Here is a 234-nt window from a genome sequence, read left to right as displayed (position 1 = left end):
GTCATGGAGCGGCAATTGGCATCATCATCACCATGTTTTACATTCAAAGAAGAGTTATCAAACGTTCTTTTTTATGGATTTTAGACCGAATTGTAATTCCGGTTTCTTTAGGTGCGATTTTTATTCGTTTAGGGAATTTCATGAATTCTGAAATCGTTGGAACTGAAACTACTTCTGCGTTCGGAATTAAATTCTTAAGAGATAAATACAATGGTAGAGAAGCGATGGAACAAA

General features: G+C 35.0%; 1 protein-coding gene. It reads left to right on the top strand.

The window, feature by feature from the left end; translation table 11 throughout:
- A partial coding sequence (locus GFJ99_RS13355) for a prolipoprotein diacylglyceryl transferase family protein (RefSeq protein WP_203228807.1) occupies positions 1-234 on the top strand: 234 nt, incomplete at both ends.

It is taken from the genome of Flavobacterium sp. LMO6 (genome assembly GCF_009495795.1).
In the GTDB taxonomy this organism is placed as follows: Bacteria; Bacteroidota; Bacteroidia; order Flavobacteriales; family Flavobacteriaceae; genus Flavobacterium.
Note: the sequence above shows the minus strand (reverse complement) of the source record. Positions and strands in the feature narration are given on the sequence as shown.